We start from the raw sequence: 16,834 nt of genomic DNA on the forward strand, positions 1-16,834 counted from the left end.
AGGTTTCAAGGGCACTACATCAGATGTTCGGTCTTGCCGACCACGTAACGCCAATCGGCGCCGCCCAGATCGACGTCTTCCCACCGCATCTGCACTAATTCGCCAGGGCGGACCGGCAACATGACCAGCAGGCGCAACGCTGCCGTCGTTGCAGTCATCCAGACGCAGCGGAAACCTGCCCAGGTCGACTGGCCTTTCGATTGCCGGATTGCTGGTGACGATATGGCGGATCTTCAGCTCCTCGATGTTGCTGAGCGCCACGTTGCGCTCCACCCAGCCGCGGCCCTCGGCAACCCCAGGATGGCGCGGATGATGGTGCGCACGCGCCGGGCCATGGCCAGGGTGCGTTGACGACGCAACTCGGTGATGATCGTAGTGATGTGCTCCAGCTTGATCTCGCTGACCGGTTTTTTGCCAATGGCAGGCAAGATGTGGTTGTTCAGCGCTCCGGTCGACCCGAGATGGATTTGGTCACCAGTTCGGCAGGCTTGAATGCCAACCCTTGCTTGGCCACGTACGCGAAGGTGCGCTCTTCATTGAGCAACTTCGCCTCGATCTTGGCGGTCTTGGCCTTGAGCGGGACGATGTGATTAGCCACATCGCGGCGTGCGCCGCGGGCAATGTCGCGCGCCTCCTTGAGACCAATGTCGGGGTAAGCGCCGATGGAGAAGCGGTTTTCCTTGCCATGCAGGCGATACTTCAATCGCCCAACCTTGGAAGGAGATTTGTCGACCTTGCTCGACGCCCTTACCTCCAAGTAGAGCCCAGGGACTTCGCCATCGGCGTGTTTACCCGGTTCGGCCAGCGAGCGGATCAAGGCATCGCTGAGTTTTCGTTTGAAAACAACCGCAATATCTGGGGGCATCGGTGGGGGCATCCTTTTTAAGGAACCGAAATTTGCCCCCCATTGTGCCCCCAGTCACATGCGCTGCTCGAGCAATTGTGAATTCGCGCCCTAGCGGTGATCCACCGCAGTATTTGATCGGGCTCAGTGGTACAACCCCTTTGAAATTGGCAGGTTCGTCCACTTTGCAGATGCTTACTGACGGCCAGCCTGCTGCTATCTACTGATGCATCTCGGTCACGGACATAGTGAATACCAACTTGGATCTGCCAGCGTTGGAATAGGAATGGGGAACATCGGTTCTGGCCACTGCCGAACTCCCCGCAGGGATGACCAGCTCTGTTTCCCCTACCACGCATTTCAGCGTGCCTTTCTCCACATGAAACAGCTCAAGCGTGCCCTGAGGATGTCCCTGTGAAGCGAAAAATTCGCCTGGGTGCATTTCCCAACGCCACAGCTCGATCATATTAGGACCGGACGTTCCTGCCAGAAGCCGCGCCGTTCCTCCCAGGTCCCCGGTCCAGAGCGTGGGGATGTCTTGGCTGTCGATGATATGGGCGGATGGGGCTTCGGTCACGTTGACGATGTCTGCAACGGACAGGCCCAGCGCGGCGGCGATTTTGCAAAGGATGCCGATACTGGGGTTCGCCGTACATTTCTCTATTTCGACAACCATTCCTTTGCTCACCCCTGAGCGGCGAGAAAGCTCATCCAGCGTGATCTTCTGTGCTTTGCGCGCCTGTTTGAGCGTGCGCGCAACGGCCAGGCTGACGGCTTGAGCATCAGCGCCAGGGGTAATCGACAGGCTGGTATTCGTGGTCATTGATGAATGTCATGAAAAAAATGTAGTGGGATTCTCGGCCTTTACCAATTGCCCCGTCAATCTGCGCACGCGTTATAGTAGATGATATTGGTCATTATATTGACTTTATTGGTCGTCACTGACTAGCATGAAATGACATTTGGATTTCTGGAGGTTTTTGATGCTGTCCGTACTGCCGTTGATCGATCAAGCCGTTGCAGAATTGGCTCCGGAGTTCAGGGCCCTGAGCATTGTGGTGGACGCTGCGTCACTGACCCATCCTGAGGTTGCTCAGGCAGCCCTGGACCGTGCTTGCAAGGCTGTACAGGAAGGTGGGCCAAGCTGGGGAGAAGCTCACCTGGCCGCATGGGCGGAGACATTCCGAAAGTTCGGCGCCAAGCCGCAGCGTACGCCCTGTTCAGCTGAGGCGCTGCGTAAACGGGTTTTACGTGACGGAAGCTTGCCTAGCCTGGATCCCATCGTCGATCTCTACAACGCAATCAGTATTGAGTACGCCATCCCTGTTGGCGGGGAAAACATTGAAGCCTATGTGGGCTCCCCTCGGCTCGTAGTCGCTGATGGCACTGAGCCTTTTGACACGATGAAAGAAGGTGCTCCTGCTTTCGAATATCCAGACCCCGGCGAGGTTGTCTGGCGCGATGACAAAGGCGTGACCTGCCGTCGCTGGAATTGGCGGCAAGGTGTCAGGACCCGTCTCGGTGCTGACGCGAAGAGCATGTGGTTCATTCTGGAGAGTCTGCCGGCGATGCCGCTTGAAGCCTTGACGGAAGCGGGGGACAAACTCATCGAAGGGTTGCAGCAAATGATGCCAGGCGTCCAGATCGAAAGCTCACTGATTGGTCCTGGGGCCAAATAGTCCATAGACCACTGCAAGGAGTGATGACGATGTTTACCGGCCTTAGTGCATTTCCTCTGACGCCTATGGATGAGCAGGGTGTGGACGAAAATGCTTTTACTCGTCTTGTGCAGCAATTGGTGGCAGCCAAAGTAGATTCCATCGGGGCTCTAGGATCCACTGGGGGCTATGCGTATCTTTCTCGAGCCGAACGTTCTCGAGTTGCTCAGTTGGCAGTAGAGGCCGCGGAGGGCGTGCCAGTGATGGTGAGCATCGGTGCGCTGCGTACACGCGACGTTTTGCTGCTGGCCGAGGATGCGCAAGCCGTGGGAGTCAAAGCCTTGCTGCTGCCACCCGTGTCGTATCAAAAACTGACTCAGGACGATGTGTTTTCGATGTACGAAATGGTTTCGGCCAACGTCTCAATCCCGCTATGTGTCTATGACAATCCTGGTACCACCCATTTCGAATTTACCGATGAGTTACACGGGCGTATTGCAGAGCTACCCAATGTCAGCTCAATCAAAATCCCTGGCGTCCCCGAGGCGCCGCATCTGGCCAGGGAGCGCGTGGAGCGCCTGCGAAAATTGATTCCGAGTCACGTAACTATTGGAATAAGCGGCGATGCGTTTGCCGCTGTTGGAATGAACGCCGGCTGCGATGCCTGGTATTCGGTCATGGGCGGTTTGTTCCCCAATACGGCGCTCGCCATCACACGAGCAGCATTGTCAGGTGACGCCTTTGAGGCTACGCGCCTCTCCGAATCCTTGAAGCCGCTTTGGGCATTGTTCAGCCAATTTGGAGGTAGCTTTCGCGTGATAGCCACTGCAGCAGAGCTACGCGGCATGACTCACTCTCCGAGCCTGCCTTTGCCGCTTAGACCCATCGAAGGGGAAGGACGCAAGCAAATTGCAGCGGTGATAGACGCGCTTGAATTGAGCTGAGCACTGCGGTGAATACTCTGCCTCCTCATGGTTGAGGAGGCAGACATCCAACTGCCTACAGTTTTAAAAACGTTGTGAAATGATCTTGGTATCCCTCCAGGATTTCCCTGGGTAGGATCGTGCTAACACTTCCTCGATGCTGGAGCCCATGAGAAAGCACATGAGCAAGGATTTGCTCCTTGGTCATATTGCCCGGTTTGCCATCCTTGAAGAAAAATTCCACCGGTTCACACAGCTCTTTTGCAGTGACTGATTTTGTGTAGTCAACAAACCATTGATTTGCCTTTGTGAATGCCTCTTCCAACTGACGAATGTCTTGCTGCTGCTCAGTGACGACGTCGTCAAACTTCTCCGGTTTTCCCTGCAGTCTGGCGATGAATAGCTGGTCCACAATATTGATGTGCCTGAGCCAATAACAGGCCTTCTCCATCTCCACAGGGAAGGACTGTGCAACGGGCGCTTTCAAGCACCTGAGTAACACATCCTCAGACCATGCCTTGTACTGATAAAGCGAGTGCAGCAGATTCTTGGCACACATAGTGTTCTCCCATTTTTCAAGCATTGTCGGCCGTGGCACATCCCATGAGCTGGTGCAAAAGGGGGGCTCGTGTATCAGGAACGGAATACCGTTGGTGAGATATTATAGTCGATATATTGACTTTTTTGGTCGTTGGCTTGAAGCTGGATCAAAGGCGATTAACGCTACCGCATTGAATTCCGGCGAAGACCCAGCTTGCAGGTGGCCCGCTCGGGAATAGCTTGAGGGTGTCTTGGATCATGAAATACGTCAGCACACGGACCCCTGGTAGAACGTACGAATTCAGCGAGGTGCTGATGGGGGCGTACGCGCCTGACGGGGGCTTGTACGTGCCGCACAAGGTTCCCCGCTTCAAAAAGGAGGAGCTCTCAAAGCTCGAATGGTTGCCCTTCCATGAATTGGCTCGCTACGTAATCGAGCCCTTTCTGGGAGGTTGGATCGAGCGGGATCAGTTGTCTCGTATCCTTGAGAAGACTTTTGATTGTTTTAAAAGTAACGCAGTGACACCGCTTTACCAGACCGCGAGTAACGAGTGGATACTCGAATTGTTTCATGGGCCGTCAGGCGTCTATCAAGACGTCGGCCTTCAATTGATGGCTCGCTTTATCGATCATAATTTGCTGAGGTCTGGGAAGAAGGCGCTGGTTATAGGTTGTACCGGTGGAGATACTGGCGCTGCAGCAATAAAAGCATTTTCGGGAATGAAGGGCGTTACGCTGTTGGTATTGCATCCTTCCACGGGGTTGACGGCGGAGGACCGCCGACGCTTACTGAGTACGCACGAAGATAATGTTGTGAATGTTGAGATTGACGGAGACTATTCTGATTGTCATCGTTTGTGTGAGCAGTTCCTGAAAAAAAATAATGATGCGCAGCAGCATCTCATTTCGTTCAACTCAGTGCATTGGGTTCGCGTGCTTGCGCACCTGTCGTTCTATTTCTATTCTGCTCTTCAACTCGGTGCGCCTAAAAGAGAGATTGCTTTCAGTGTCCCGACTGGAAATTTTGGCGCCCTGTATGCTGGTTATATTGCCAAGCAAATGGGGCTGCCCATTCGACAGCTTATCGTTGCCACGAATGCTAACGCCGGACTGCATAATTTTCTCCAATCAAATTTTTACAGGCGAAATGAGATTCGTGCTACCAAAATCCCCACTATGAATGTTGCATTGGCCTCTAATTTTGAGCGCATACAGTGGAGCATCTTAAATCGATGCGGAGAAAAAGTAGCTCGTAATATGCAGCTGCTAGAAGGCGAGGGCACTATTCAGTTAGCGCAGGATGAATGGTTGGAGGCACGCAAACTGTTTGACTCACTGGCTGTGGACGATGCAGACGCATTCAGTTGTATTCATGAGGTCTTTGCAGAGAGTGGATATCTGGTCAGTCCCAATACCGCTATCGGCTTGCGCGCTGCACGTATAAACAGACGCAGCTTGATGATCCCCATGATTTGCCTGGCAACCACACATCCGTCGAAAGTTGGCACTGCAACCCAAAAGTCAGAGGTTGTTGGCCACATAAATACTGTTGGTGCTCCTGCAGTAGCCGAACAAGACTGTACTTCAATTCCCAACGACGTCAGGTCGCTGATCTCACTGGTCAGGGCCTTATCAAAAGACACGGAGTCTCACTCGTTATAAGTCCGGAGCCAGAGATGAAACGTGTTTTAGATAAGGTTGATGAAAAGATTTTGGAGGAGCTAACTCGCAATGCACGGTTGGCCCATAACGATATTGCCCTAAAAGTCAATTTGTCCAGGAACGCAGTCAGGCTGCGGATTGAGCGATTGGAGCGCGATGGGTATGTCCGAGGCTACACAATTATTAAAGGTATGCCTTCAGCTGATGCAGGACCCATTAATGCATTAATCTTCGTTTATCGTAAGGATCGTATGCGAGATTCAGAAGTTGTTCGCTCCGTTGGTGCAATGCCTGAAGTTATTTCCTGCAATGTGATGAGTGGCGACCTCGATATTGTACTGACGGTTCAGGCGATGAATGCAGATCGTATCCACAGGGTATGGAGTGAGATCTCGACGCTGCCGGGAGTCCTGAATACCATAACGTCTTTTGTTCTGTCGAGCACAAAATAGCAAGTTGCGCTGTTGCACGAGCATTTTGCTCGCAACAACGTTCTGTTTGCCATATTCGTAAAGTTAAGTTGGCGGCTTACTATCTCAGCACCACAACACAACAATGAGAACCCTGTCGTGACTGAATACAAAATTGCGTTGCTTGGATTTGGTGGCGTTAACCGCGCGCTGACCCAGCTTATTGCCGATAAGAATTCGCGTTGGGCCGATGAATTAGGTTTTACCTTGAAGATTGTCGGTGTCAGTGACCTTTACCTCGGTTCGATCATTAACAAAGACGGCCTGGACGCTCGTGAATTGGCAGCAGTGCCTGCTGCTAAAGGCAGTTTCAGGACCCTGGCCGGCGGGACTGCTGAGCCGGCAAACGAAACCGTTATCCGCTTCTCTGGCGCCGATATTGTCGCTGAGGCAACGTTCACCAATCCTGTGGATGGTGAACCGGCTACGACCTTCTGCCGCTGGGCTCTGGAAAAGGGCGTCAGTGTCGTGACCACCAACAAAGGGCCCGTGGCGCTGCATGCACAAAGCTTGAAGACGCTGGCCGATAGCACCGGCGCCCGCTTTGAATTTGAAGGTTCTGTCATGAGCGGGACCCCGGTTATCCGTTTGGCCAAGGAGTCACTGGCAGGCTCGGAAATCACCGGCTTCAAGGGGATCCTCAACGGCACGTCAAACTTTGTCCTCTCCAGCATGGAGACGGGGTTGGACTTCTCGAGTGCTGTCGCAAAAGCCCAGGAGTTGGGTTACGCCGAAGCCGATCCAACAGCGGATGTAGAAGGGCACGATGTGCGCTTGAAGGTCGTCATCCTCGCCAATGAACTACTGGGCGCAAAACTCAAACCAAGCGATGTCTTGTGCAAAGGGATCTCTGAAATCACGGCCAAGGATATTGCCGAGGCGACGAAAGCAAGTGCCCGCTGGAAGCTGATTGGCAGCGCAGAGAAACGGAGCGATGGTTCGATTTCGGCATCGGTGAGTCCCCAGCTCTTACCGGCGAACGACGCGCTCTCAGCCGTGAGCGGAGCCACCAACGCAATTACCTTCAACACGGCCATTCTCGGTCCCGTCACTGTAGTGGGGGCGGGGGCAGGTCGTTTTGAAACCGCCTTCGCATTGCTCGCCGACATCGTAAGCATCCACAACCACAAAACCACGTCAGGTAAGTAATCATGAATAGCTTGAGTCTCTCGCTCGCTGCTGATTATAAGGCCATTACGGTGCTCAGCCCGTTTGACGGCAGCAAAGTGGGTGAAGTGGCAGACATACCCGCATCCTCCGCTACCACGATAGTTGACACCGCCATTTTAGGCGCCTTGATTGCCAAGGATCTGCCACGCCATGAACGTGCGCGTATCTTGGAAAAGGCTGCAAGCTCAGTCGAGCGTGACAAAGACGCCTTTGCCAAACTGATCGTCGCGGAGTCGGGAAAAACGCTGAAGCAGGCGCGAAAGGAGGTATTGCGCTGCGTCAACACCTTGAAGTTGTCTGCCGAAGAAGCCAAGCGCAATGCCGGTGAAGTCATTCCTTTTGACGCCTATGTCGGGTCTGAATCCCGTCAGGGCTGGTTCACCCGTGAACCGTTGGGCGTCATCGTCGCCATCACCCCTTACAACGACCCGCTTAACCTGGTCGCGCATAAATTGGGGCCTGCCATTGCGGGAGGAAATGCAGTTGTTCTCAAGCCGTCTGAGCTCACACCGCTATCAGCGATCAAGCTGGTGGAATGCTTGATCGACGCGGGTCTGCCTCCGGTTGTTGTCACCGTCGCGACAGGCGGCGCCGCCCTGGGCAAGGCTCTTGTGGCCCACCGTGCAGTGCGCATGGTGTCTTTCACCGGCGGCTTTGTCACGGGTGAGCAGATCGCTCGTACAGCTGGCCTCAAGAAGCTGGCGATGGACCTTGGCGGTAACGCGCCGGTCATCGTGATGGCTGATTGTGACTTGGATGAAACCGTTGATTCATGCGTGTCGGGGGCTTTCTGGGCGGCCGGACAAAACTGCATCGGTACCCAACGGATCCTCATCGAAGCTTCACTCTATGAAGCCTTCAAAACGCGCTTTGTTGAACAGACCTCTAAGTTGATCGTCGGCAACCCTGCTGATGAGCCGACGGACGTAGGGCCGATGATTACCGAGGCGTCAGCCAAGCGTACCGAGGAAGTGGTCAATGACGCCATTGCCAAAGGCGCCACGTTGTTGGTTGGCAACACACGTAACGGCTCGCTCTATTCACCTACCGTGCTGGAAGGCGTCGACCGCCATTGCAAGTTGTGGTGCGAAGAAGTGTTCAGCCCGGTAGTCATCCTCCAGCGCGTCGGCTCCCTGGATGAAGCATTGGCGCTGGCTAACGAACCAGAATACAGCCTGCATGCCGGGATCTTCACCAGCAATCTGAAGGTTGCATTGACCGCCGCTAAACGACTGGAGGCGGGCGGGGTGATGATCAACGACTCTTCCGACTACCGCTTTGATGCAATGCCTTTCGGCGGTTTCAAGTACGGGAGCATGGGCCGTGAGGGCGTACGTTTCGCTTACGAAGACATGACCCAACCCAAGGTCGTTTGCATTAACGGTGTGAGTGGAAGCTAAGCAACTCACTCAACTCAAGAATGAAACACACAACAATAAAGAGGAAACGACATGCGCCCCGACAAGCACAATCTTTCGACATTATCTGCAGCGACGCTGGCTGTTCATGGCGGCAATGTCGCGGATGTCACCAGTGGCGCCGTCCGTACACCATTGGTCATGGCAAACTCCTATCTCTTGCCGGAAGATCCGGCGACCATGGACTGGTCGAGCCCGGACGGGCTCGTGTACACACGCAATCAAGGCCACAACCAGGTTTGCCTTGAGAAGAAACTCGCAGCCCTTGAAGGGTGTGAAGACGCGGTGGTATTCGCGACCGGTGTTGCCGCCTTGCACTCGGTATTTTTTTCATTCTTGAAAAGTGGTGATCACGTCATCGTCAGTGACATCACCTACCAGGCAGTCTGGCGGCTTTTCGCCGAACTACTGCCTGAACGTTACGGCATTGAGGCAACCTTCGTAGACGTCGGTGACCTGGAATCGGTACGTAACGCCATTCGCCCCAATACCAAGCTGATCCACACTGAAACGATTGCCAACCCCACCACGAAAGTTGCGGACATTGCCGCATTGGCTGAGATTGCACACGCCCATGGCGCGCTGATCTCTGTGGATGCCACATTCACGCCGCCTCCATTTTTTCGTGCAAGTCAACATGGTGTCGACTTCGTCATCCACTCATTGACCAAGTACATCAATGGCCATGGTGATGCCATGGGCGGGGTGGTGATCGGCTCCAATCCGTTGATCAACAAGATCAAGAATGATGCATTGGTTGACCTCGGCGCGACCATTTCGCCGTTCAACGCGTGGATGATCATGCGCGGTTCGGTCACGTTGCCACTGCGCTTGAAGCAATTGCTGAACACGGCCGAAAAGTTGGCCCAGTTTCTGGATGGCGACGATCGGATTGCCTATGTCTACTACCCCGGTTTGCCTTCCCACCCGCAGCATGAGTTGGCGCGTCGGCAATTTGCGGGCAAAGGCTATGGTGCTGTGATGGCGTTTGCCGTAGAGGGCGATCCTGACACCCAGAATCGCTTTGTCTCGAACCTGCGCATCATCACGTCGGCCGTTTCATTAGGGCATGACGAATCACTGATCGTGCACGTAGGGGCAGAGGGTCGAGGTGGCTTTGACAAGTACCCTGAAGAGTTCCGCGAGTATGGTCATTTGCGCTTTTCTGTCGGATTGGAAGATCCAGATGACTTGATCAAGGATATTGCGTTCGCGCTGGACGCAACATTCAAGTGATTTAGTTGATAGCGTCACGGAACTAGGGTTTGGTCAACCCGTCTTTACCCCCGTCGTCGCGGGGGTCTTTTTAATAACGTTGACGTTTTAATTGCGCCTGGCGCAGACAGTCTTTGCGTTTTTTATTGTTTGGGAGTTGCTCATGGCTTGGGTGAGTTTGATCATTGCAGGACTATTTGAAGTTGTGTGGGCTTTTTCGATGAAACAATCTGAAGGATTTACGCGGTTAGTGCCCACAGTCATTACATTTGTCACTGTGATTGCCAGTTTCGCGCTTTTATCCTTCTCGATGAAGAGCTTGCCGCTGGGTACGGCGTACACCATCTGGACGGGGATCGGCGCTGTGGGCGCTTTTGCGGCGGGTATTTTCTTCATGGGTGAACCCGCCACGCTGTTGCGTATCGTGGCGGCCGTATTGATTGTCAGTGGGTTGTTAATGATGAAGCTGGTGTCTGCTTGAAAGGCGAGCATTTTGCTCGTGATAACGTTCAATTTGCCATATTCGTAAAGTCGTCGTACTCAGGTAACGTTCAAGTCGAGACGCAGGTCTCGCTAAATAATAATGAGTGTCACGGTTAATGCTGACAGATGTTTACTGCCCTTAATCCAACTACAATATCTAGGGATGTAATTATGATTTCGCTAAAGAAACTGTATTTAGTAATGGGCTTGGCGTTGTGCACAAGTGCAGTGTCTGCCAAGGAATACTCCACCTTGCGTTTCGGCGTAGATGCCAACTACGCACCGTTTGAGTCCAAGGCCGCCGATGGCAGCCTCAAGGGATTTGATATTGACTTGGGCAACGCGATTTGCGCCAGGCTTTCAGTCAAATGCATCTGGGTGGAAAGCGATTTTGATGGCCTGATTCCGGGCCTCAGGGCCGGCAAGTTCGACGGCATCCTGTCATCCATGACCGTGACGGCCACTCGTGAAAAAGCCATTGATTTTTCAAACGAGCTTTTTTCCGGGTTCACGTCCTATGTGTTCAAGAAAGGTTCGGGCCTGAGCACAGATGTGGTGTCACTCAAAGGCAAAACGGTTGGCTATTTTCAAGGCAGTATCCAGGAAGCTTACGCCAAGGCCGTGCTGGACAAAGCCGGGGTAAAAATCCAGTCCTATCAGAACCAGGACCAGGTGTATTACGACCTGGTAGCGGGGCGGCTGGATGCATCCCTGCAGGACGCGCTTCAAGCTCAACTGGGTTTTATCAACTCACCCCAGGGCACTGATTACGAAATGAGCCCATCGGTAGAGAGCCCTTATCTTCCCTCCAAGACAGCCATCGGCATCGCCAAGGGCAATGCAGAGCTCAAGGCCCTGCTGGATAAAGCGATCCAGGCCCTTCACGACGATGGCACCTATGATTCGATCCAGAAGCAGCACTTTGGCGATCTGAATCTTTACAGCGGTAAATAACCACCCGGCGCTCGTCCGCTGGATGGGCGTTTTTCGCTATAGGTTGTTGATCATGTTCGAAACACTATTAGGCGCATTGGGGCTGTCTGCATTCAGCTTGCAAGGCTTCGGCCCACTGCTGCTCGAAGGCGCCTGGATGACCGTCAAGCTGTCCCTATCCGCCCTGGCGCTCAGCGTATTGCTCGGGCTGATTGGGGCCAGCGCCAAACTGTCCAGTCTTAGGCTGCTGCGCCTGCCAGCGCAGCTCTACACCACGCTGATTCGTGGGGTGCCCGATCTGGTACTGATGCTGTTGATTTTCTATAGCCTGCAAACCTGGCTGACGGTCATCACGGTGGCGTTGGGCTGGGAGTACATCGAAATCAATCCCTTCGTCGCAGGAATCATCACCCTTGGGTTTATCTACGGCGCCTATTTCACCGAAACTTTCCGCGGCGCCATGCTGGCGGTACCCCGTGGCCAGGTTGAAGCTGCTACCGCCTACGGGTTAAGTCGCACACAGCGTTTTCGCTTCGTGGTGTTCCCGCAAATGATGCGGTTTGCCTTACCGGGTCTTGGCAACAACTGGATGGTGATTCTCAAAGCCACCGCGTTGGTGTCGATCATTGGCCTCGCTGATTTGGTAAAGGCTGCCCAGGACGCAGGAAAAAGCACATACCAATTGTTCTTTTTCCTGGTACTGGCTGCACTGACCTACCTGATCATCACCAGCGCCTCCAATTTCATCCTGCGCTGTCTGGAAAAATACTACGCCGCCGGTTCACGGGAGGCGGTGCGATGATCGAACTACTGCAGGAGTACTGGAGGTCATTCGTCTACAGCGATGGCCAGCAAATCACTGGTCTGGCCATGACATTGTGGTTGCTCAGTGCATCGCTTTTCATCGGATTTATCGTGTCTATCCCACTGTCCATCGCACGCGTGTCGTCCAGGTTTTATGTGCGCTGGCCGGTGCAGTTTTATACCTACCTGTTCAGGGGTACACCGCTCTATATCCAGCTGCTGATCTGCTACACCGGGATCTATAGCCTGGCCGCAATACGTGCTCAGCCTGTGTTGGATGCATTCTTTCGCGATGCGATGAACTGCACCATTCTTGCCTTCGCGCTGAACACCTGCGCCTACACCACGGAGATATTTGCCGGGGCTATTCGCAACATCGCCCATGGGGAGGTCGAGGCTGCAAAAGCGTATGGCCTCTCTGGATGGAAGCTCTACGCGTTTGTGATTATGCCGTCAGCCTTGCGTCGGTCGCTGCCGTATTACAGCAACGAGGTGATCCTGATGCTGCACTCGACCACTGTGGCATTCACCGCCACGGTTCCGGACATTCTCAAAGTCGCCCGTGACGCTAACTCTGCGACCTTCTTGACCTTTCAATCGTTTGGTATTGCGGCGCTGATTTACCTGGCGGTGACCTTTGCGCTGGTCGGTTTGTTCCGAATTGCCGAACGTCATTGGTTGGCTTTCTTAGGGCCGACTCACTGAGTCCTGTGTCTGACAGGGCCGCTCCCGAACTGCTTAGAGGAAGATTGCGAACATGTACAAATTGACGGTTGACGGGCTACACAAAAGTTACGGTACCCATGAAGTACTCAAGGGTGTTTCCCTGCAAGCCAAAACGGGCGATGTCATCAGCCTGATCGGCGCCAGTGGCTCGGGGAAGAGCACGTTCCTGCGCTGTATCAATTTCCTCGAAACACCCAACGACGGCGCCATGAGTTTGGATGGCAAGCAGATCTGCATGGTTAAAAATCATGCAGGATTACGTGTGGCGGATGACCGCGAGCTGCAACGGCTGCGTACCCGCTTGGCCATGGTCTTCCAGCATTTCAACCTGTGGGGACACATGACCGTGTTGGAAAACATCACCATTGCCCCGCGGCGGGTGCTAGGCGTCAGCAAAAAAGACGCAGAAGATCGTGCCCGGCGGTACTTGGATAAAGTCGGCTTGCCTGCCCGTGTTGCCGATCAGTTCCCTGCGTTTCTTTCCGGAGGTCAACAGCAGCGGGTAGCGATTGCCCGTGCCCTTGCCATGGAGCCCGAGGTCATGCTGTTCGACGAACCCACCTCGGCGCTCGACCCAGAGGTGGTGGGCGAGGTGCTCAAAGTCATCCAGGGCCTTGCTGAAGAGGGGCGCACCATGATCATGGTGACCCATGAAATGGGGTTTGCACGCAAAGTGTCAAACCAGCTGCTGTTTCTTCACCAGGGACTGGTTGAAGAGCAGGGCGGACCTGAGATCCTGGATAATCCCAGAAGTGAACGCCTGCAGCAGTTTCTCTCCAACGGGCTGAAGTGAAATACCTTGGCTATGACCAGCGGAAGGAAGATCCACGGGCCCCCGGAGTGTTTGGGACGCATCGACGAGGCCATCGTCGATGTACTGCGCCGTAACGGGCGTATTACCTATAAAAAACTTGCCTCGCTGGTGCACTTGAGCGAGAGCCCTTGTCAGCAACGCGTTCGCAAGCTGGAGAGGCTGGGCGTCATCCGCGGCTACGGGGCATTCATTGACGAGCATAAGCTATCGCCCGGTTTGTCACTGGTGGTTCTAGTGACACTGGCAGACGACAGAGGATGCCGCACGCAAAAGATGTTTGAGGCGCTTGTCAGTGCTTGCCCGCAAGTCATTGAGTGTCACCTGGTGAGTGGTGCGCTTGATTACTGCCTGCGGATACGCTGCCGGGATATGGAGCATTTCCGATCAGTCACTGAGTCCTGGCTGGAGAGCACTGAACTGCACATCGAGAAACTGGTGGCCTATCCACAGTTGGCCGTCATCAAGCCGTCATCAACGCACCTCGGTATCGAATAACAATTACAACACCCCAAGCCTATGGATAAACCATGATGATTGCGAACCTGAAGTTCAGTCATAAGGTATTGCTTGCGGCATCATTCGTTGTTGTCGCAGCGTTTTCGCTTTTTACGCTTTACAACGACTCGATTCAACGCAAACCATCCGAACGAACCTTGAAAACCACCTCGAGGAAATGAGCAAGATCACTGCTGCAAGTGTTCAGTCCTGGCTCTCCGGGCGAATACTTCTGGTTGATCATGTCGCCCAGACGGTTGCCAATGATCCCGCGTCGCAACACATCACGCGGCTGCTGGAGCAGAAGTCGTTGCTCTCGACGTTCACCTTCACTTATCTAGGCAGTCGTGACGGCAGTTTCGTCATCAGGCCAGAGGACGATCTACCTGCTGATTACGATCCTCGCACCCGGCCTTGGTATACCGACGCAATGGCTGCCGGAGGGACAACGCTGACCGAACCTTACCTGGATGTGACGACAGGGCAACTGATGATGACCATTGCAACGCCGGTCAGTCACGATGGCCAGGCGCTTGGGGTGGTAGGCGGGGACCTGACACTTGAGACGCTGTCGACCATAGTCCGCTCGCTCGACCTGGGTGGAATGGGCTATGCCTTTCTGGTCAACGCAGATGGCAGGGTGCTGGTTCATCCCGAAAAAGAACGGGTGATGAAGCAATTGAACGATATTTACCCGCTGAACACGCCATCCCTTAGCTCTCATATCAGCGAGACGGAGCAGGACGGAAAACCTCAAGTTTTGATGTTCTCGCCGATCAAGGGACTGCCTTCGGTGAACTGGTATATCGGTTTGTGCATCGACAAAAGCAAAGCTTATGCGGCACTTGATGATTTTCGCACTTCCGCCATTTTATCGATGATTGTTGCCGTGGCGACCACGCTGCTTCTGCTGGGGCTGCTTATTCGCGTACTGATGCGGCCCCTGAGATTGATGGGTACAACCATGCGGGATATCGCCCAGGGAGAGGGCGACCTTACCCGCCGCTTGGGTGCACACTCGAAAGATGAGTTCGGAGAGTTGGCCGCAGACTTCAACCTTTTTGTGGAGCGAATCCAGCGCTCAATACGTGAGGTGTCTTCTGCCACCGAGCACGTCAATGAAGTGGTCAGGCACGTAACGCAGACCTCCAGTGCCTCCATGGCAAACTCGGACGACCAGGCCAATCGCACCAACAGTATTGCGGCCGCGATTAACCAACTCGGCGCGGCGGCCCAGGAAATCGCGCGTAACGCGGGTGATGCTTCCCTCCAGGCGTCGGATGCCCGGTGCCAGGCTGAAGATGGCCGCGAGGTAGTGACCCAAACGATAAATGCCATGGGTGCGCTCTCGGGGAAAATCCGCACGTCATGCAGCAACATAGAAGCGCTGAATGGTAAGACGGAAAATATCGGGCGGATTCTTGAAGTCATCAAAGGCATTTCCGAACAGACCAACCTGCTGGCACTTAATGCCGCGATCGAGGCCGCGCGGGCGGGTGAAGCCGGGCGTGGGTTTGCTGTTGTAGCGGACGAGGTCCGCAGCCTGGCTTACCGCACTCAGACCTCAGCCCAGGAGATCCATTCAATGATTGCAGAGCTTCAGATGGGCGCACGTGAGGCGGTACTCACCATGAACGAAAGCGAACGCTACAGTAAGGACGGTGTGATTATCGCCAACCAGGCCGGTGAGCGGCTGGGCAGTGTCAGTCAGCGCATCGGCGAGATTGACGGAATCAACCAGTCGGTAGCGACAGCAACGGAAGAGCAAACTTCAGTTATCGACTCACTGAACATGGACATCACCGAGATCAAAACCCTCAACCAGGAAGGGGTGGCAAACCTGCACGCCACACTGCTTGCCTGTGATGATCTTGAACGACAAGCCACACGACTCCAGCAGTTGGTGGATGGCTTTCGAACATAGGCCATCCCCCACAGAGGGAAGCGTTAAATCAGGTGCGGGAGAGTAGAAGCTTAAAACCTGCGGCGCCAAAGACCAACGCAAGGGTGCCTTCAATCCATCGACGCGCCCTGCGATAACCCCGAATCATCGGCGCCGTAGAGAAAACGATCGCATAACCGCAGAAAATAGAAATGCTCAACACGGCACAGCCAGCCAGGATGATCATAACTGTTTCAGGTGTCGCTTGTGGTCCCAGACCGAGCGTCATCGTGGCGATCCAACCCAGTAAAGCCTTTGGGTTGGTCAGGTGCATAAGCAAGCCCCGCCGATAGAGGCCAAAACCCGAGATAGGCGGTGCTGCGACCAGCGCTTTCTCAATTTTCTCGTCAGGTGTCAGGGCAGAACGTCCCGCTTTCAGGGCTAGGAACAACAAGTATGCTCCGCCGACGATCTTGAGTACGAAGAGTGCCTCTGCGAATTGAAGCAGAATGGCCGAGACGCCTGTGGCGGCCATTGATCCCCAAAAAAAAGAACCACTGATGACTCCGGCTGCAAGCATCAGCGCAGGTTTTCTGCCTTGGTGCATGGCAACGCCCATGATTCGCATGTTGCTGGGGCCAGGGCTGGCAGCTCCCACAATGTAGGCTGTGAATACCAGCAGTAAGTGGTGCAGATCAAATGACATTGTTAGCCTCTGGAAGAATGCATGGCAGCCAGCAGCTTAAGTGGTTCCAACGTGCACGTCATTCCATCAGTTGCCCAAATCTGACCCGTTC

General features: G+C 54.2%; 20 protein-coding genes and 2 pseudogenes. 16 read left to right on the forward strand and 6 right to left on the reverse strand.

Annotated elements, in window-relative coordinates; all coding sequences use genetic code 11:
* Positions 1 to 14: 14 nt before the first annotated feature.
* Positions 15 to 137 carry a hypothetical protein gene (locus C8K58_RS32975; protein ID WP_283810731.1) on the reverse strand — a complete coding sequence of 41 codons (123 nt, stop codon included), beginning with the start codon at positions 135 to 137 and terminating at the stop codon, positions 15 to 17.
* Here C8K58_RS32975 and C8K58_RS32620 point away from each other — a divergent pair.
* Positions 121 to 351 (forward strand): hypothetical protein, encoded by a 231-nt coding sequence (locus C8K58_RS32620; RefSeq protein WP_027606635.1) that lies wholly within the window; start codon positions 121 to 123, stop codon positions 349 to 351. The genes C8K58_RS32975 and C8K58_RS32620 overlap by 17 nt on opposite strands.
* Before the next feature lie 2 nt (positions 352 to 353).
* Here C8K58_RS32620 and C8K58_RS32980 read toward each other — a convergent pair.
* The 3 genes and pseudogenes from C8K58_RS32980 to C8K58_RS03775 form a co-directional block, all read right to left on the reverse strand.
* Positions 354 to 428, reverse strand: a pseudogene (locus C8K58_RS32980) (hypothetical protein); the annotation flags it as partial.
* An 11-nt stretch (positions 429 to 439) separates the two neighbouring features.
* A complete protein-coding gene (locus tag C8K58_RS03770) occupies positions 440 to 865 on the reverse strand; it encodes an Arm DNA-binding domain-containing protein (protein ID WP_092357196.1) in 426 nt (141 codons plus the stop codon).
* 199 nt (positions 866 to 1,064) lie between these two features.
* Positions 1,065 to 1,667: a helix-turn-helix domain-containing protein gene (locus C8K58_RS03775; RefSeq protein WP_027606634.1), complete on the reverse strand. Its 603-nt coding sequence runs from the start codon at positions 1,665 to 1,667 to the stop codon at positions 1,065 to 1,067.
* Positions 1,668 to 1,827: 160 nt separating this feature from the next.
* Between C8K58_RS03775 and C8K58_RS03780 the strand changes: the two genes are divergently transcribed.
* Together C8K58_RS03780 and C8K58_RS03785 are read left to right on the forward strand one after the other, a co-directional pair.
* On the forward strand, positions 1,828 to 2,523 hold the full coding sequence (locus C8K58_RS03780; protein WP_092357200.1) for a B3/4 domain-containing protein: 696 nt from the start codon (positions 1,828 to 1,830) through the stop codon (positions 2,521 to 2,523).
* Between the two features lie 29 nt (positions 2,524 to 2,552).
* A complete protein-coding gene (locus C8K58_RS03785; protein ID WP_027606632.1) occupies positions 2,553 to 3,446 on the forward strand; it encodes a dihydrodipicolinate synthase family protein in 894 nt (297 codons plus the stop codon).
* A 55-nt stretch (positions 3,447 to 3,501) separates the two neighbouring features.
* On the opposite strand, the gene C8K58_RS03790 is transcribed toward C8K58_RS03785, so the two are convergent.
* Entirely contained in the window at positions 3,502 to 3,984 is a 483-nt protein-coding gene (locus C8K58_RS03790) for a DinB family protein (RefSeq protein WP_027606631.1), read from the reverse strand.
* Positions 3,985 to 4,223: 239 nt separating this feature from the next.
* On the opposite strand from C8K58_RS03790, the gene thrC reads away from it, so the two are divergent.
* From thrC to C8K58_RS32990, 13 genes and pseudogenes are all read left to right on the forward strand, one after another.
* Positions 4,224 to 5,627 (forward strand): threonine synthase, encoded by a 1,404-nt coding sequence (gene thrC, locus C8K58_RS03795; RefSeq protein ID WP_108573060.1) that lies wholly within the window; start codon positions 4,224 to 4,226, stop codon positions 5,625 to 5,627.
* A gap of 14 nt (positions 5,628 to 5,641) precedes the next feature.
* Positions 5,642 to 6,079 carry an Lrp/AsnC family transcriptional regulator gene (locus tag C8K58_RS03800; RefSeq protein ID WP_108573062.1) on the forward strand — a complete coding sequence of 146 codons (438 nt, stop codon included), beginning with the start codon at positions 5,642 to 5,644 and terminating at the stop codon, positions 6,077 to 6,079.
* Between the two features lie 117 nt (positions 6,080 to 6,196).
* On the forward strand, positions 6,197 to 7,246 hold the full coding sequence (locus tag C8K58_RS03805) for a homoserine dehydrogenase (RefSeq protein ID WP_027606628.1): 1,050 nt from the start codon (positions 6,197 to 6,199) through the stop codon (positions 7,244 to 7,246).
* 2 nt (positions 7,247 to 7,248) lie between these two features.
* A complete protein-coding gene (locus C8K58_RS03810) occupies positions 7,249 to 8,667 on the forward strand; it encodes an aldehyde dehydrogenase family protein (protein WP_027606627.1) in 1,419 nt (472 codons plus the stop codon).
* A gap of 51 nt (positions 8,668 to 8,718) precedes the next feature.
* Positions 8,719 to 9,921 (forward strand): PLP-dependent aspartate aminotransferase family protein, encoded by a 1,203-nt coding sequence (locus C8K58_RS03815; RefSeq protein ID WP_027606626.1) that lies wholly within the window; start codon positions 8,719 to 8,721, stop codon positions 9,919 to 9,921.
* Positions 9,922 to 10,063: 142 nt separating this feature from the next.
* Complete coding sequence (locus tag C8K58_RS03820; protein WP_027606625.1) at positions 10,064 to 10,381, forward strand: multidrug efflux SMR transporter; 318 nt, start codon at positions 10,064 to 10,066, stop codon at positions 10,379 to 10,381.
* A gap of 173 nt (positions 10,382 to 10,554) precedes the next feature.
* The gene (locus C8K58_RS03825; protein WP_027606624.1) at positions 10,555 to 11,337 is read left to right on the forward strand and encodes a transporter substrate-binding domain-containing protein; all 783 of its coding nucleotides are present in this window, start codon (positions 10,555 to 10,557) and stop codon (positions 11,335 to 11,337) included.
* A 52-nt stretch (positions 11,338 to 11,389) separates the two neighbouring features.
* A complete protein-coding gene (locus C8K58_RS03830) occupies positions 11,390 to 12,118 on the forward strand; it encodes an ABC transporter permease (RefSeq protein WP_027606623.1) in 729 nt (242 codons plus the stop codon).
* A complete protein-coding gene (locus tag C8K58_RS03835; protein ID WP_027606622.1) occupies positions 12,115 to 12,825 on the forward strand; it encodes an ABC transporter permease in 711 nt (236 codons plus the stop codon). Before C8K58_RS03830 ends, C8K58_RS03835 begins: the two co-directional genes overlap by 4 nt.
* Positions 12,826 to 12,877: 52 nt before the next feature.
* Positions 12,878 to 13,639 carry an ABC transporter ATP-binding protein gene (locus C8K58_RS03840; protein ID WP_027606621.1) on the forward strand — a complete coding sequence of 254 codons (762 nt, stop codon included), beginning with the start codon at positions 12,878 to 12,880 and terminating at the stop codon, positions 13,637 to 13,639.
* 12 nt (positions 13,640 to 13,651) lie between these two features.
* Positions 13,652 to 14,155 (forward strand): Lrp/AsnC family transcriptional regulator, encoded by a 504-nt coding sequence (locus tag C8K58_RS03845; RefSeq protein ID WP_051429374.1) that lies wholly within the window; start codon positions 13,652 to 13,654, stop codon positions 14,153 to 14,155.
* Positions 14,156 to 14,333: 178 nt separating this feature from the next.
* Positions 14,334 to 15,173: pseudogene (locus tag C8K58_RS32985) on the forward strand (cache domain-containing protein); the annotation flags it as partial.
* Between the two features lie 141 nt (positions 15,174 to 15,314).
* Positions 15,315 to 16,079, forward strand: coding sequence for a methyl-accepting chemotaxis protein (locus C8K58_RS32990; protein WP_371263382.1), 765 nt, complete (start codon positions 15,315 to 15,317; stop codon positions 16,077 to 16,079).
* Between the two features lie 28 nt (positions 16,080 to 16,107).
* Here the strand turns inward: C8K58_RS32990 and C8K58_RS03855 are convergent, their stop codons facing one another.
* The gene (locus C8K58_RS03855) at positions 16,108 to 16,743 is read right to left on the reverse strand and encodes a LysE family translocator (RefSeq protein ID WP_108573064.1); all 636 of its coding nucleotides are present in this window, start codon (positions 16,741 to 16,743) and stop codon (positions 16,108 to 16,110) included.
* Between the last annotated feature and the right edge of the window lie 91 nt (positions 16,744 to 16,834).

It is taken from the genome of Pseudomonas sp. GV047 (assembly GCF_003058245.1).
GTDB lineage: Bacteria > Pseudomonadota > Gammaproteobacteria > Pseudomonadales > Pseudomonadaceae > Aquipseudomonas > Aquipseudomonas marginalis.